13 protein-coding genes, 1 tRNA gene and 1 pseudogene are annotated in these 13,748 nt (G+C 62.1%); 5 read left to right on the top strand and 10 right to left on the bottom strand.

The window, feature by feature from the left end; genetic code table 11:
- Positions 1-42 precede the first annotated feature (42 nt).
- The 9 genes from FJ953_RS23265 to FJ953_RS23225 form a co-directional block, all read right to left on the bottom strand.
- A complete protein-coding gene (locus FJ953_RS23265; RefSeq protein WP_181171558.1) occupies positions 43-1,419 on the bottom strand; it encodes an ISNCY family transposase in 1,377 nt (458 codons plus the stop codon).
- 270 nt (positions 1,420-1,689) lie between these two features.
- On the bottom strand, positions 1,690-2,175 hold the full coding sequence (locus tag FJ953_RS23260; protein WP_140498580.1) for a heme-binding protein: 486 nt from the start codon (positions 2,173-2,175) through the stop codon (positions 1,690-1,692).
- Between the two features lie 280 nt (positions 2,176-2,455).
- Positions 2,456-3,277, bottom strand: coding sequence for an MBL fold metallo-hydrolase (locus FJ953_RS23255; protein ID WP_140515409.1), 822 nt, complete (start codon positions 3,275-3,277; stop codon positions 2,456-2,458).
- 3 nt (positions 3,278-3,280) lie between these two features.
- On the bottom strand, positions 3,281-4,075 hold the full coding sequence (locus FJ953_RS23250) for a TatD family hydrolase (protein WP_140515408.1): 795 nt from the start codon (positions 4,073-4,075) through the stop codon (positions 3,281-3,283).
- Positions 4,075-5,628 (bottom strand): methionine--tRNA ligase, encoded by a 1,554-nt coding sequence (metG, locus tag FJ953_RS23245; protein WP_140515407.1) that lies wholly within the window; start codon positions 5,626-5,628, stop codon positions 4,075-4,077. Before metG ends, FJ953_RS23250 begins: the two co-directional genes overlap by 1 nt.
- Positions 5,629-5,711: 83 nt before the next feature.
- Positions 5,712-6,767 carry a DNA polymerase III subunit delta' gene (locus FJ953_RS23240; protein WP_140625145.1) on the bottom strand — a complete coding sequence of 352 codons (1,056 nt, stop codon included), beginning with the start codon at positions 6,765-6,767 and terminating at the stop codon, positions 5,712-5,714.
- Positions 6,764-7,438 carry a dTMP kinase gene (gene tmk / locus FJ953_RS23235; protein WP_140561191.1) on the bottom strand — a complete coding sequence of 225 codons (675 nt, stop codon included), beginning with the start codon at positions 7,436-7,438 and terminating at the stop codon, positions 6,764-6,766. Before tmk ends, FJ953_RS23240 begins: the two co-directional genes overlap by 4 nt.
- Before the next feature lie 183 nt (positions 7,439-7,621).
- The gene (locus FJ953_RS23230) at positions 7,622-8,788 is read right to left on the bottom strand and encodes a D-alanyl-D-alanine carboxypeptidase family protein (protein ID WP_140625144.1); all 1,167 of its coding nucleotides are present in this window, start codon (positions 8,786-8,788) and stop codon (positions 7,622-7,624) included.
- A gap of 83 nt (positions 8,789-8,871) precedes the next feature.
- Positions 8,872-10,089 (bottom strand): septal ring lytic transglycosylase RlpA family protein, encoded by a 1,218-nt coding sequence (locus FJ953_RS23225; protein ID WP_140625143.1) that lies wholly within the window; start codon positions 10,087-10,089, stop codon positions 8,872-8,874.
- 327 nt (positions 10,090-10,416) lie between these two features.
- Here FJ953_RS23225 and FJ953_RS23220 point away from each other — a divergent pair.
- From FJ953_RS23220 to FJ953_RS23205, 5 genes and pseudogenes are all read left to right on the top strand, one after another.
- Positions 10,417-10,506 (top strand) — tRNA-Ser (locus FJ953_RS23220).
- A 246-nt stretch (positions 10,507-10,752) separates the two neighbouring features.
- A pseudogene (locus FJ953_RS31015) lies at positions 10,753-11,010 on the top strand (FAD-dependent oxidoreductase); the annotation flags it as partial.
- Between the two features lie 47 nt (positions 11,011-11,057).
- Entirely contained in the window at positions 11,058-11,756 is a 699-nt protein-coding gene (locus FJ953_RS23215; protein WP_140625142.1) for a DUF2161 family putative PD-(D/E)XK-type phosphodiesterase, read from the top strand.
- A gap of 45 nt (positions 11,757-11,801) precedes the next feature.
- A complete protein-coding gene (locus FJ953_RS23210) occupies positions 11,802-12,209 on the top strand; it encodes a DUF930 domain-containing protein (protein WP_140498595.1) in 408 nt (135 codons plus the stop codon).
- Positions 12,210-12,406: 197 nt separating this feature from the next.
- The gene (locus FJ953_RS23205) at positions 12,407-13,093 is read left to right on the top strand and encodes a TerC family protein (protein ID WP_140498596.1); all 687 of its coding nucleotides are present in this window, start codon (positions 12,407-12,409) and stop codon (positions 13,091-13,093) included.
- 29 nt (positions 13,094-13,122) lie between these two features.
- Here FJ953_RS23205 and FJ953_RS23200 read toward each other — a convergent pair whose 3' ends face one another.
- Positions 13,123-13,548, bottom strand: a complete 426-nt coding sequence (locus FJ953_RS23200) for a hypothetical protein (protein ID WP_140584412.1) — start codon at positions 13,546-13,548, stop codon at positions 13,123-13,125.
- Between the last annotated feature and the right edge of the window lie 200 nt (positions 13,549-13,748).

The following is a 13,748-nucleotide window of genomic DNA, read 5'->3' as shown; positions in this document are numbered from 1 at the left end:
CGGTTCCAGTAGGTCCCCTCGGCTTTGGCTTTGAGAGCCGCTTCACTCGGCTGCGGCCAACCTTGCCAGTGCCTGTTCTCGCCGCGCGATGACAGCAGGATCGTTCATGAAATCCGTCCTGCGACCCGGCCTCGTTCCGCGCTTCTTGTAGGCGCTCTGCTCGCTGTTGGTCTTGATCTTCGGCGGAGGCCGCGCCTCGTCCTGCTGAGCCTTGATCCAGGTCAGCACTTCGCCGAGCCGCTTGTTCTCGGTGATCGCCGTGTGCGTGACGCGCTGCTCCTTGTCGAAGACGGTGTGGGGCAGGGAACACGCTCTCCACCGAACGTCCAGCCGACCGTCGGCGAACTCGTAGATATCGACGTATTTGCCGACCAGTCCGCACGAAAGCTCGTTCTTCTCCAGCATGATTTGCCTGCGCTCGTAGGAGAATGACAATTGCTGGCCGACATAGCGCTGCTCCCGCTTGCACAGCACGTCACGCAGCCGATCCGGCGCAACATTCAACGCGCGATGCAGATTGTCCGGTCGGGCAGAGACCTTGGCGAACCTCTCGTTGAAGTCGACCATGAACGCCGGTAGGAACGCATTGGCCGCCTCGATGTCCGATATGCCGGCGAGGCGCAGTTCCTTCACAAGACGGTCCTGCAGCGTCCGATTGACCCTTTCGACCCGGCCTTTGGCCTGGCTCGAATTGGCGCACAGGATCTCAATGTTGAGTTCTGACAAGGCGCGGCCGAACTGGGTCATGCCGCGGCCTGCCTTGGCATCCTTCTTGGCGACACGAAACACAGTGTGCTTATCGGAGTAGAATGCGACTGGGCAGCCGTGTGCCTTCAGATAGAGTTCCAGCGCCTCGAAGTAGCTGAAGGTGCTCTCCGACTTCACAAAGCGAGGCTGCTGGAGCTTGCTCGTGGCGTCGTCGATGAAGACGAGCAGGGTGCATGGATCGCCCCGCTCCTCGAACCAACGGTGATCACTGCCGTCGATCTGCACCAGCTCGCCATAAGATTCTCGACGCAAACGAGGCTGATGGAATGTCCGGCGCTGCTTGCGCGACAGCCAGATTCCGGCTTCCGCCATCCATTTGCGCAACGTCTCTCGCGACACGATCAGGCCGTGGTTCGCCGCCAACTTCTCGGCCGCCAAGGTCGGCCCGAAGTCGAGATAGTGTTCCCGAACCAGCCGAACCGCCAACTCACCGATGCCGGCGACATATCGATGGTTCGACGGTCGTCCTCGAGCCTTGTGCCGAAGTGCCGCGGCGCCTTCAGTCCGGAACGCCTTCAGCAGACGCTGGACCTGGCGCGTTGTCATATCCAGGACATGCGCCGCCGAGACAACCGTCATGCGCCGCTCCAAAACCTTCGACAGCACCTCGATGCGTTGCAGCTCGCGCTCGCTCATTAAGATCAGTCCCAACCCGCCGTCTCCCTCGCTCATCGGCGAGCAGGGCGACATTCCTACTTTGCGGAATCAAGACATTTCTATTTTGCGGCAATAGCCGAAAGTTGCATAAGATAGATTATGGAACTAAGCTTCCAGCTCGGGTCTCAGGATCGGCCGTCGGTTGCCGGTCGAATGCGATCTTACGTCCGCCGGTTCCGGTGTGGAGACAGGGTTCACAGACTGAACCCCGTTCAACGGAGCAGCCCGCCTTGGGCGGGCTGCGTTGGCACATCCTAGGCAAGTTTACTCGGCGGCGCCGATCGCCTTGAGCCCGGCGGCGGCGCATTTGGCGTCGATATCGCCCGAAGGAGCACCGCCGACGCCAATGCCGGCCACCAAGGCATCGCCGAACTTGACCGGCAAGCCGCCAGCCTGGATCACCATGCGAGGATCCATGTCACGCATGCCGTCATTTGCCGGCTTGGAGGCTATGAATTCGGCGAGCCCCGCAGTGTCGCGACCCAAGGCTGCCGCGGTGAAGGCCTTGCCTTCGGCGCTGGATGCGGTGTGTGCGCCGGAATTATCGGCCTTGAGCAGCACTTGCGTCGCGCCGCTCCGCGCCACGATGGCGACGCTGACATTGCTGCCTTCGGCAGCGCAGGCCTCCAGCGCGGCTTGTGCTGCCTTGGTTGCCCGCTCAAGCGGCAAGTAAGGGGCGGTTGGCAATTCCTGCGCTGTGGCAGCGATAGGAGCAAGAAGCGTCACTGTAAGTATGAGTTTGCGAATCATCGGGCCTCTCCTTTCCAACTAACGGGCAAAGGTTAGCGCCTCTTGCTCTCAATGTATATTTTAGGAAGCCATCACATAGACTGCCTGTCAGGCCTGCAATGCAGATCGACAAGCATCCACCGGCCTGACAATGCAATCCTCTTTTGGCATTTTGCAATCTTGAAGCGACAGCGAACTGGCGGCGGCCGTGTGGCGATCCCAGGTGCAAGATCTCGACATCGGACCTGTATCGGCGGCTCACTGCCAGGCGATCAGTGCCATCAGCTATGAAGAGAATATTCTATCTGTCTGATCTATAACGAATTTCAAGCGCCATGCCATCAAATGCCGGCTCGACATTTGCCGGAGTCTCAGCCATCACGGTAGCGTAGTCCAGCGGCCCATGCATATGGGTCAGCACAGCCTGTTTCGGGGCCAGCCGCTCGATCCACTCAAGCGCCTCGCCGAGCGACAGATGGCTCGGGTGCGTCCTGTACTGAAGCGCGTCCACGATCAGGACATCAAGATTACGCAGCCGCTCGGCGGTGGCAGCCGGAAAATCGCTGATGTCGGGGCAATAGGCTAGTCCGCCGATGCGGAAACCGAGCGATATGATGTCGCCATGGACCTGCGGCAGCGGCTCGAGGGTGAGGGCACCGCCCTCGCCTTCGATCACGACCGGCTTTGTGTGATCGATGATATGGGCGTCGACAATCGGTGGATAGGAACTGCCTGGCGGCGTCTCGAAACAGTAGCCGAAGGCCTGGCGCAGCCGCAGCATCGTTGGCTGGTCGGCATGGATATCGATCCGCTGCCGCTGGTCGAGCACGAAGCCGCGCAGGTCGTCGATGCCGTGGATGTGGTCGGCATGTGGATGGGTGTAGACGACGGCGTCGATGCGCTTGACCGAGGCCATCAGCATCTGCTGGCGGAAATCCGGTCCTGTGTCGATGACGACGGTGGTGCGGGCGCCGCTCTCGGCAATCCGCTCCACAAGGGCTGCCGTGCGCATGCGCCGATTTTTCGGATTTTGCGGATCGCAATTGCCCCAGTCGCCGGTGATGCGCGGCGTGCCCGGTGACGAGCCGCAGCCGAGAATGGTGAGGCGCAGCCGGTCTGTCATCGTTCAGGCGCTTTGCTCGGCGGGGCGCGGCATCTTGCCGAACAGCCGGAAGAAATTATCGGTCGTCAAAGCTGCGATTTCACCTTCGCTGACGCCGATCGTCTCGGCCAGAACCCTGGCCGTGTGCGCGACATAAGCGGGTTCGTTGCGCTTGCCGCGAAATGGGATCGGCGCGAGATATGGCGCATCGGTCTCCACCAGCAGCCGGTCGTGCGGCAGGTCGGCGGCTATGGCGCGTATTTCGGCCGAATTCTTGAAGGTCAGGATGCCGGAAAACGAAACATAGCCGCCCAGCGAGACGCCGACCTCGGCCAGCCTGCGTCCCGACGAAAAACAGTGCAGGACGAACGGGAAGGCGCCCTTCCCCGTTTCTTCCTCAAGGATATGAGCCATGTCGTCGTCGGCGTCGCGCGAATGGATGACCAGCGGCAGGCCCGTCTCGCGAGCAGCGGCGATGTGGTTGCGCAAACCCTGCGCCTGCGCATCGCGGGGCGCTTTGTCATAGAAATAGTCGAGCCCGGCTTCGCCGATCGCCACCACCTTGGGATGGGCGGACAGGCGCACGAGATCCGCCGTCGTCACGTCAAGCTCTTCGGCGGCATTGTGCGGATGGGTTCCGACGGAACAGTACACTTCGTCGAAAGCGTCAGCGATTTCAAGTATTTGCTGAAATCGCTTCACGCGCGTCGAAATGGTTACCATGCGGCCGATCCCGGCGGCCAGGGCGCGAGCGACGACGGCCGCCCGTTCCTCGGCGAAGTCCGGAAAATCCAGATGGCAGTGGCTGTCGACGAGCATCAGCCGTTCGCTTCCGGCTGATCGACATAACGCGGAAACACTCCTTCTGGCACAGGCAACGCTCTGCCCGGCACAAGCGCATGGTCGGCGTGGAGATGCACGAAATCGCGCTCGTCTGCCGGCACCGCCAGCAGGTCAAGCAGCTTCGCGGCCGATCCTGGAGTGAAGGGTTGGCACAGAATCGCCACGCGCCGCACCACTTCGGCCGTTGTCCACAGCACCGTTTGCATGCGCTCGGGGTTGGTCTTCTTCAGTGCCCAGGGTTCCTGTCCGGCGAAATACCGGTCGGCTTCGGCCACCACGCCGAAGATCGATGCCAGCGCCAGATGGATGCCCTGCTCGGACATTGCCTTGCGCGCGGCGGCAAGAGCGGCCGCCGCCTGATCGAGGATTGCCTTGTCGGCATCCGTCAGCTCGCCGCGCGTCGGCACCACGCCGCCGCAGTTCTTGGCGATCATCGACAGCGAGCGCTGCGCCAGATTGCCGATGCCGTTGGCAAGGTCGGCATTGGTGCGGTTGACGATCGCTTCGTGGCTGTAGCTGCCGTCCTGGCCGAACGGCACCTCGCGCAGGAAGAAATAGCGCACCTGGTCGAGCCCGTAGTGCTCGATCATGGTGAAGGGGTCGATGACGTTGCCGACCGATTTCGACATCTTCTCGCCGCGGTTGAACAGAAAGCCGTGGCCAAAGACGCGCTTCGGCAGCGGAATGCCTGCCGACATCAGGAAGGCCGGCCAGTAGACGGCGTGGAAACGCACGATGTCCTTGCCGATGATGTGCGCATCGGCCGGCCAGAATTTCCAATCATCTGCTTTTTCATCGGGATAGCCGACGCCGGTAATGTAGTTTGTCAGCGCGTCGACCCAGACATACATCACGTGCTTTTCGTCGCCGGGCACCGGCACGCCCCAGTCGAACGTCGTGCGCGAGATCGACAGGTCTTTCAGTCCCGATCTGACGAAGCTCATCACTTCGTTGCGCCGCTCGGCCGGGCCGATGAAATCCGGCTGGCCCTCATAGAGCGCCAGCAGTTTGTCCTGATAGGCCGAAAGCCGGAAGAAATAGCTTTCCTCCTCGACCCATTCGACTGGCGTTCCTTGCGGGCCATAGCGGATATTGTCGGGACGAACCTCGGTTTCCTCCTCGCCGTAATAAGCTTCGTCACGCACCGAGTACCAGCCGGCATAGCCGCCCTTGTAGATGTCTCCATTGGCAGCCATCGCCTTCCAGATCGCCTGAGAGGCCGCGTAGTGCCGCTCTTCGGTGGTGCGGATGAAATCGTCGTTGGAGGCGTTGAGCGCGGTCGCCATGCGCTTGAACTCAGCCGAATTGCGGTCGGCCAGTTCGCGCGCAGAAATGTCTTCCTTCTTCGCCGTCTGCAGCATCTTGATGCCGTGTTCGTCGGTGCCGGTGAGAAAGAAGACCTGCTTGCCGTCGAGCCGCTGAAAGCGGGCCAGCGCATCGGTGGCGATCAATTCGTAGGCATGGCCGATATGCGGCTTGCCATTGGGGTAAGAGATCGCGGTCGTGATGTAGAATGTATCGCGTGACATGAATGAACCGTCATGAATGTCTGAATGGAAGGCGTGGCGGTGGATATCGCATCGGGGTGGCGATTGCCATCCCGAGGGAACCATCACATTCGCATTGCAGACTTCAGGCGGTCGATCATGGTCAAGGCGTGCTGCTTCTTGTCGAGATTGTAGGTATCAGTCTCAGATATAGCGTCCAGCGCCTCATGCCAAGTGTCCGACAGCGTTTTGGCTCGTGCGAGATCGCCGGCCAGCGCCGCCCGGCTCGCCGCATCGGACAACAGATCGAGCGCGCGGCGGTTGAAGATATCGAACTGGATCGCCTGGTCGCGCCCGGCCACGACTTCGGCAAGGCGATAGGCGCCGGCGATGTCGCTCTTGCCGGCGCTCACCAGGGCGTCCAGCGTTTCGGCGATCTCCAACCCGCCATACTGCGTCAGGAGGATCGCATTGCGGGCGCTGCCCCCTGCCCGCGCGGCAAGGGCTGTCCGCGCGGCCGGATCGTCCGGCGGAGGCGACTCGGCGGTTTCCAGCACCGCCATCAGCTCGTCGGCATCGAGCGGCGACAGCCGAACCAATTGGCAGCGCGAGCGGATCGTCGGCAACAGGCTGCCCGGTGCATGGACGATGAGGATGAACAGCGTTCGCGCCGGCGGCTCCTCAAGATTCTTCAGCAAGGCATTGGCTGCATTGGTGTTCATGTCGTCGGCCGGGTCCACGATCACCACCCGGTAGCTGCCGTCATGCGAAGTCATCGACAGGAAGCGATTGACCTTGCGGATCTCGTCGACGGTGACGACCGTCTTGAAGCTCTTCGTCTTGTCGTTCAGCGGCCGCGTCAGGTGCAGCACGCCGGGATGCGCGCCGGTGGCGATCTGGCGAAACAGCGAGGACGCCGGATCGGGAACGGCGAGCGTCTCCGGCGCCTGCTCGAAGGCCGGATGCTTCAGGAGATGATGCGCCAGATGGAACGCGAGCGTCGCCTTGCCGATGCCGAGCGGTCCGGTGAAGATCAGCGCGTGCGGCAGCTTTCCAGCGCGATAGGCGGCGGCGAGCATGGCGGCGGCCTGCCCGTGCCCGACCAGGCGTGGCGTTTCGGACGGTTCAGGGACGCCGTCCAGCGTGTCATGCTGTTCCGGCGCGATGCGTTCGAAGATCATGCGGGTGCGGTCTGTCTGTTGCGCATGGGCGCCCTCGCCTCCAGTGCCGCGAACACCGTGGCGGTGACGACATTTTCCACCGCATCGGGAGCGGCGGATGCGTCGATCACAACGCAGCGCTCCGGCTCGGCCGCGGCGATCGCCAGGAACGCCTCGCGGCGCGCCTGGTGGATGGCAAGCGTTTCCTTTTCGAAGCGATCGGGGCCGGCGCCGGCGCCGCGACGCACTGTTGCGCGTCTCAGGCCTTCCGTGGGATCGATGTCGAAGATCAGCGTCATGTCGGGCATCATGCCATTGATGGCGACCTGCTCCAGCGTCTCCATGAACACCGGATCGAGGCCGCCGGTGACGCCCTGGTAGACGCGCGAGGAATCCAGGAAGCGGTCGCATAGCACGATGGAGCCGCGCTCGACCGCCGGGCGGATGACCTGCTCGACATGGTCGGAGCGGGCCGCGGCGAAAAGCAGCGCTTCCATCTTCGGCCCGAACGGCTCGGCGGCGCCCGAAAGCAGCACATGCCGGACCGCTTCCGCGCCCGGCGAGCCGCCCGGCTCGCGGGTGACGAGGACGTCGTATTTCTTGGCGCGCATCTTTCCCGCCAGCCGCTCGATCTGCGTCGACTTGCCTGCTCCTTCGCCGCCTTCGAAGGTGATGAAAAATCCGCGTGCCAATCGAAAGGCCTTTATCCCTTATTTGAATGGATTCTAGCGCTCTAGATAGTCCGCGTTCGGGGAAACGTCCATGCCGCCGGAGTTATCGCAGTCGCTCAAAAGTGAGCTCGGCTTTGAGAGAACGACATGCATAAACAAAGACGCTAAAGCGCATCGCGTGAATCCGGTTCAGCGCGACGCGCTTTAGCGGAGCCAGCCGACGGCCAGTTCCTTGACGGCGTCGAGGGCGCGTTGCGGCAGCGTGCCGATGCCGATCGATTCGGCGGCGAACAGCGGCGTCTCCTGGCTCAGCGTATCGCCGATCCAGACCCGCAGCACGCCTACCGGCTGCCCCTCCTCCACAGGTGCGGCAACCGGTCCGTCATAGACGATGCTCGCCGTCAGTTTGTCGCGGTTGGCTACCGGCAGGAAGATGGCGATCGGCCCTTTCGCCTTCAGCGTCACGCCGGCTTTAATGCCGCCGAAAACCTGAGCTTGGCCCACCACCTCGTCCTTGGCGAAGATTTGCGTCTTCTCGAAGGAACGGGCACCCCATTCGAGCAGCTTGCGCGCCTCCTCGGCGCGTTCCTTGTCGCTGGCGAGCCCGCTCATCGCCGCGATCACCCGCGCGCCATTGTGGCTGACCGAGCCGACTATGCCGAAACCGGACACCTCACTGCTGCCGACCGCCAAGCCGTCGGCGCCGATGTCCATCGCCAGCAGCGGGTTGCGATTCCTCTGTGAAATCTTGTTCCAGGTAAAGTCCTTCAGGCCGTAGTAGCGATAAAGATCCGGATAGTCGCGCCACAGATGCAAAGCCAGCATTGCCAGTTCGCGCACGCTCGTCTGCTGGCCCTCCGCCGGCAGCCCGGTCGAATTGACGAAAGTCGATTTGGCCAGGCCGATCTGGCGGGCGCGTTCGGTCATCTGCGCGGCGAAATTGTCCTCGGATCCGGCCAAGCCTTCGGCCAGCACGATACAGCCGTCATTGGCCGCCTGCACCGTCACGCCCTGGATCAGGTCCTCGACCCGGACCGCCGATTTGAGCTTGGCAAACATTGTCGACGTTCCCGAAGGGGCGCCGCCCTTGCGCCAGGCGTTTTCACTCACCACGAACGTGTCGTCGAGGGTCAGGCGTCCAGACTTGACGGCGTTGAACACCACTTCCATCGTCATCAGCTTGGCCATCGAGGCCGGCTGTATCGGCTTGTCGGCGTCCTTGGAAAACAACACCGTTCCAGTCTCGGCGTCGATCATGAAGGCCTGGGTTGCCTTGGTCTCGAAAAGCTGCGCGCTGGCGGGTGCGATACAAAACAGCAGCAGGGCCAATCCCAGAAATCCGGCCAAAGGCGGAAAGACGCGCAACTGCATGAAATCTCGACCCGTTTGCCGGTTCTGGCGCGGCTAGGCTATCAGGGTTTTTTCCGCAGGATCAACCGTGCCGGAAAAATAGATCAGTTGCGCACGGCCAGGGCGTCCGGCGCACCATGCGACCAGGCCGCCTGCAGCAGATCGTCGACGCCGCCATGGCCGTCCGGATAGAGGTTCACCGCATACCAGTCCTTGCCGTCGAATTCGGACCGCTGGATCTCGATCCTGCCGAAGGGCTCGAGCGCGGCCGCCACGCGTTTTGCCTCGGTGGCGTCATCGAAGGTGCCGGCCGCGACATAGGCCGGCGATGGCGCCTGGGGATTGGCGCTCTTCCATGAGCGCAGGATGTCGGCGGGCGACATGCCGTCGTCGCCAAGTGCGGCAAAGACATCGGCGCTCCGCACGCGCTCGTCGGCATAGGAGAGCGAGGCCACCGAAAACGGCGATTGCGGCGGCAGGCCGATATCCGGACGCTCCGGCACGATCGGACCGAAGTCGGGCAGCGCCAGGTCACCCAAGGCCGGCGATTGTGCCGGCACCTGCCCTTGCGGAATCATATCGGAATTCGTCAGCTGACCCGGAAACGGCACGGCGGCAGCGCCCACCGGCAGGCTGGGCGACGGTCCGTTCATGGCCACCATGACGCCGGTCGGCAGGCCGTCCGACGGATCCGGTATCCTGTTGCCTGGATGGTAGGAGGCCATCAGATACTGGTCGTCATTGCCGTCGAGCGGCGCGCGGCCAACATATTCCACCTTCACCTCGGCCGTGCCGACATTGGCATAGTCGAGCATCTGGGCGGCGCGTTCCGAGACATCGATGATGCGGCCCTGGTGGTAGGGACCGCGATCATTGACGCGCACGATGACCGAACTGCCGGTCTTGAGATTGGTGACGCGGGCGTAGCTCGGCAGAGGCATGGTCGGGTGCGCCGCCGTCAGATGGCTCATGTCGTAGACTTCGCCGTTGGCGGTCAGCCGTCCATGAAAGGCATCGCCGTACCACGACGCCAGGCCGACCTTGGCATAGTGCTTGTCTTCCTTCGGATAGTACCACTTGCCGCGAACCTGGTAGGGTTTTCCGAGCTGGTCGCGGCCGCCGCCACGCCGCATGAAGGCGACGCGAGGGCTGGCCTTCACGCCATATTCGGTTTCGGCGAAATATTCCTTGGAACGGGTCTTCTTGTGGACCATCCCTTTTGGTTCAGGCTGCGACGCGCAGGCGGCAAGCAAGGCTGCCGACATGGTGAATAGCGCGAAAGCGCAAGCACGGCGTAGACGCGGGCGCGCCGTAGTTTGCATTTCCTGATGTCCCCTACAGTCTCGACCAAAAACGCCGCGGCTTGGACGTCGCAGGAGCCAAAGCTTACCTGACCAAGACCAACGACGCCTCGAACCCCTGTCCTTTGTGCGCAGGAATTGTTTATCACGCTATTAATCGATTGTGGCCGGAACCGGGCAAGATTGTGACGCCACCCTGCCCGGCGTCGGCTGCCGGGAAACATGCGGTCCGCGCATGCCGGTTGACAGATCTTTGCCGGGCACACTAGAGCATCAGCAAGATGGCTCTCTTCATTCGCCGCCAGGCTCGAATATCGGATCGGGTGACGTTGGCGAAGAGATGTCGCTGGAGGGATGGCCGAGCGGTTTAAGGCACCGGTCTTGAAAACCGGCGTGGGCGCAAGTTCACCGTGGGTTCGAATCCCACTCCCTCCGCCAGATTATTGCCGTAAGGTGTTGATATGGCTTCGCTAATCGCAGGTTGCGTTACCGATCCCCACTTTCATCCCACTGGTTGACTATGGAGTGCGACATGGCTCCCCCGAAAAAACGTCTGCTGGAAGAGGAAGCGCTGGCGGTGTTCCTGCGAGAGTTGGCGACCGCTGATGCCATCGCGTCGAGCCTTATCCGAGATATTGAACCGCCATCCGAGGAAGACCGCGCATTCGGAGCCGAGCCGCTGTCAAAATCGGCGGGCTCCTCAGCCCGGGCAAGGGCCTGTTCCTTGACTTTGACGCTCGCCCATCGCTTGAAGCGCTTGCAGGCCGCTGGGGCGACCGGATCACCTACGTCGCCGGTAAGGCCAAGGATCAACTGGGCCTGAGCGCCGTGCTCGTGCGCCCCGATGGCTTCGTGGCCTGGGCCGCTGGGGATGACCCCAACCCGGAGGAAGCCGCTCAAGCCGCATCACGATGGTTCGGCGAACCCCGGAAAGGCATGTAGGCCTGCTCCCGAGGCTTTTCGTGCCGAATCGGCTAAGCCTTGAGCCTATGAACGAAACCTCCCTCTACGCGCCGGTGAAGCGGTTTCTCGAAAGCCTGGACTTTGCCGTGAAGGGCGAGATCGGCGGCTGCGACATCGTCGCGCTGCGTGAGGGGGAGCCGCCCGTCGTCGTCATTTGCGAGTTGAAACTGGCGTTCAATCTCGAACTGGTGCTGCAAGGCGTCGACCGCGCAACCGCCTGCGACGAGGTGTGGCTGGCCGCGCGCATGTCGGCCCGGGGCAAGGGACGCGAGAGCGACGCCCGGTTTCGCAATCTTTGCCGCCGGCTTGGCTTCGGCCTGCTCGGCGTAACGGCGAGCGACCGGGTCGAGGTGCTTCTGAGCCCGGTCACCGTCACGCCGCGCAAGAACCCACGGCGCCGCTCGCGGCTGGTCGACGAACACCGCCGGCGCCGCGGCGATCCGGTCGCGGGCGGGGGATCGCGCAATCCCATCATGACAGCGTACCGCCAAAGCGCCCTCGCCTGCGCCGCGGCATTGGCCGACGGGCCCAAGCGCCCGCGCGATCTCAAGGCGCTGACGCCGCTTGCGCCGAAAATCCTGCTGCACAATGTCTATGGCTGGTTCGCGCGCGTCGACCGCGGCGTATACGATCTGACCGACGCCGGCCGTGCCTCGCTGATGCGTTGGCCGCAGCCATCGCACGATGAATCCCGACACGGGATTTTGAACGCGCCGAGTGCCTGAGCGCGGGACAACGTCCGGCCCTTTGGTTGATTTTTCAGACAAAATATGCTGCTTGTCCCGCCCATGAAGACACTCTGCACGACGGTCATGGCGTTCTTGACCCTGGCTTTTCCGGCCAACGCCATGGACAGCGCCTTGCGCGCAGGCCTCCTGAAACTCGACCCGCAAACCCGCCTCGAACAGCGCTGTGATGCTGAAGTCCTCGACCGGATCACCCATGACGACCGCAAGTACAAGGCGGATCGGGTGGTCGCTTACGCCTTTGCCACGCCGGTCATGAGCGACGACGCCATTAAGAGCCCAGGAGCCGCCTTCCGCAGCAAGGGGCAATGGTACCGGCTGAAATTCAAGTGCGAGACGGCGCCGGACCATATGGAGGTTTTACAGCTCCGCTACCGCATCGGCGACGAGATTCCAGAGACCGACTGGGCAAAATACAATCTCTACGATTAGGCGCTACGACTAGGTTTTCATTGCCGTTTCGGCTCGCCTGCCCGTGATTGTCGAATCCCCTCAATGGCGCCGCTGCAACGAAAGCGGTTTTGCGGCGTTGCCCGAAGCGATGTCTTGACGGCAAGGAACCATGCCTTTAGGGCGGGCTGGGCGATCGACAACAAACACTCGGCGAACAGGCAAGGGCTTCCAGGTCGATGGAAATATTTACTGCCGCAGGCTTATCGGCCCTTTTTCAGGTAATCGCGATCGATCTTGCGCTGGCTGGGGACAACGCCATCGTCATCGGCCTTGCGGCGGCCGGCCTGCCGGCCAGTCAGCGCAAACGGGCCATTCTGGTCGGCATCATCGCGGCCACCGTCCTTCGCATTTTCTTCGCCCTGATCACGCAATGGCTGCTGACAATTGGCCCCATGCTCCTCATCGCCGGCGGCCTGCTGCTGCTTTGGGTATGCTGGAAGATGTGGCGGGAGCTGGGTGTCAGCCACGAGCAGGAGCGCGACGCGACCGAAGCGCTGTCGAATGGCGATTTCGACAAGGATGGGACCATCGCCGGCAAGTCGCCGCGCAAGACCTTCTCGCAGGCCGCCTGGCAGATCGTCATTGCCGACGTTTCGATGTCGCTCGACAATGTCCTGGCCGTGGCGGGAGCGGCCATGAACCATCCGACCGTGCTGATCATCGGCCTCGCTCTGTCGATTGCGCTGATGGGCTTCGCCGCGTCCTTCGTCGCGCGCCTGCTGCACAAATACCGCTGGATCGCCTATATCGGCCTGCTGATCATCCTTTACGTCGCCGTGAAGATGCTTCTCGATGGCGCCGTGCAGCAGTTTCCCGACCAATTCGCTTTCCTGGCGCCCTGGTTCGGGTCGAGCGGCCACTGAGCCGGAACCCTCGCGCCCGCCGATGTTGGTCAGTTTGAAATTGCAGCGTAGTGGTTCATTCTAATTGGGATTGAACCGGTGCCCATCGGCGCGAAGAAGCATGTCCACCTATATCGCTGGTAAGGATCAAACTTCATATGGGGAATGATCGTTCGATAAAACGTCACTAGACGCTCGCAGATGTGGTATCGATCATCGGGCGCAGCCTGGACACGTTCTCTCGGGATAAACCACTCTGCTTCTTGTGGCTCATTCAAGTAGGTAGGGTGCAGCCTGACAAAATAGCCGTCTTTGGTCATCCTGACATCGTTGGAATCGATGGGGCGGCAATCCTTGTTTCCGCAGCAGTCATAGTGAAGAACGGGATCGGTCTTGCCCGTATACCAACCGTGTGCGTCCGCATCGCCGGGCAGCACAAGCCATGCCAATGCAATGTGTCCTAGCAACTGTCTCATAGGACTAGCCCCTCACCATTCTGCCTATAGCATATTAGTGAATCCTAATCATAGCACTGAAAGTCGCGTTGACTGGCTGCCATTACCCGACAATTCGCTTTTGTAAGAGCCACGAACCAACGGCTTTCGGCTTCTTCGCTTCGATCTGCACAACGAGATCGCCGATGTCGCAGAGCTTGCCTGTTTGCCTGATTGGGCAA

Origin of the sequence: Mesorhizobium sp. B2-3-6, assembly GCF_006442305.1 — a bacterium.
In the GTDB taxonomy this organism is placed as follows: Bacteria; Pseudomonadota; Alphaproteobacteria; order Rhizobiales; family Rhizobiaceae; genus Mesorhizobium.
The sequence above is the reverse complement of the archived record's forward strand: the minus strand, read 5'-3'. Positions and strand labels throughout refer to the sequence as shown.

Excerpts from the sequence above, each read along its gene's own strand:
- FJ953_RS23225 (WP_140625143.1), bottom strand. The coding sequence starts at position 10,089 with ATGCAAACTACGGCGCGCCCGCGTCTACGCCGTGCTTGCGCTTTCGCG.
- metG (WP_140515407.1), bottom strand. The coding sequence starts at position 5,628 with ATGTCACGCGATACATTCTACATCACGACCGCGATCTCTTACCCCAAT.
- FJ953_RS23250 (WP_140515408.1), bottom strand. The coding sequence starts at position 4,075 with ATGCTCGTCGACAGCCACTGCCATCTGGATTTTCCGGACTTCGCCGAG.
- FJ953_RS23215 (WP_140625142.1), top strand. The coding sequence starts at position 11,058 with ATGAACGAAACCTCCCTCTACGCGCCGGTGAAGCGGTTTCTCGAAAGC.
- FJ953_RS23210 (WP_140498595.1), top strand. The coding sequence starts at position 11,802 with ATGCTGCTTGTCCCGCCCATGAAGACACTCTGCACGACGGTCATGGCG.
- FJ953_RS23255 (WP_140515409.1), bottom strand. The coding sequence starts at position 3,277 with ATGACAGACCGGCTGCGCCTCACCATTCTCGGCTGCGGCTCGTCACCG.
- FJ953_RS23240 (WP_140625145.1), bottom strand. The coding sequence starts at position 6,767 with ATGATCTTCGAACGCATCGCGCCGGAACAGCATGACACGCTGGACGGC.
- FJ953_RS23200 (WP_140584412.1), bottom strand. The coding sequence starts at position 13,548 with ATGAGACAGTTGCTAGGACACATTGCATTGGCATGGCTTGTGCTGCCC.
- FJ953_RS23260 (WP_140498580.1), bottom strand. The coding sequence starts at position 2,175 with ATGATTCGCAAACTCATACTTACAGTGACGCTTCTTGCTCCTATCGCT.
- FJ953_RS23205 (WP_140498596.1), top strand. The coding sequence starts at position 12,407 with ATGGAAATATTTACTGCCGCAGGCTTATCGGCCCTTTTTCAGGTAATC.
- FJ953_RS23230 (WP_140625144.1), bottom strand. The coding sequence starts at position 8,788 with ATGCAGTTGCGCGTCTTTCCGCCTTTGGCCGGATTTCTGGGATTGGCC.